Genomic DNA, 810 nt, shown 5'->3' on the forward strand with positions numbered 1-810 from the left:
GACACACCCGGCAACCCGGCGGCCCGCCGACGCTGCACCACCGCGTCCACATACGCGTTCGCCGCAGCGTAGTTCCCCTGCCCCGCCGACCCGAACACCCCGGCAGCCGACGAGAACACCACGAACGCACCCAACCCCGGCACCAGCTCACGCGTCAGCTCGTCCAGGTGCGTCACAGCAGAAACCTTCGGCGCGAACACCCCGGCCAACCGCTCCGACGTCAACGCACCGATCACACCGTCGTCCAGAACACCGGCCGTGTGCACCACACCCGACAACACCCGCTCCGCCGACACCGAGGCCAACAACCCCGCCACCGACGCCCGGTCCGACACATCACACGCCACCACCGACACCGACTCCGCACCCAGCCCGGCCAGCTCGCCCGTCAGCTCCCCGGCACCCTCGGCCGCCGAACCCCGCCGACTCACCAGCACCAGATGCCGCACCCCGTGCCGCACCACCAAGTGCCGGGCCACCAACGCACCCAGCACGCCCGTGCCGCCCGTGACCAGCACCGCACCCGCCGGATCGAACGCGGGGCTTGCGTCACGGTCGTGGCCGGCGGGCGCGGTCGCGCGGGCGAGCCTCGGCACGAACAGGCGGCTGCCGCGGACGGCGACCTGCGGTTCACCGGTGGCCAGCACGGCGGCGAGCTGCGATTCGACATCGGAGGCGGTGGCATCCGTGTCCAGCAGGACGATCCGGTCGGGGTTCTCCGCCTGGGCGACCCGGACCAGGCCCCACACGGCCGCGGCGGCCGGGTCGGTCACCGTCTGCTCGCCGTCGGCGGGCACGGCGCCCCGGGTG

Annotated in this window: 1 protein-coding gene; it reads right to left on the reverse strand. The window is 73.7% G+C overall.

The window, feature by feature from the left end; genetic code table 11:
- Window positions 1-810: beta-ketoacyl reductase (locus CCN44_RS08140; RefSeq protein WP_143649650.1), on the reverse strand; the 810-nt coding region annotated here is incomplete at both ends.

Source organism: Streptomyces tricolor (assembly GCF_002155905.1).
In the GTDB taxonomy this organism is placed as follows: domain Bacteria; phylum Actinomycetota; class Actinomycetes; order Streptomycetales; family Streptomycetaceae; genus Streptomyces; species Streptomyces tricolor.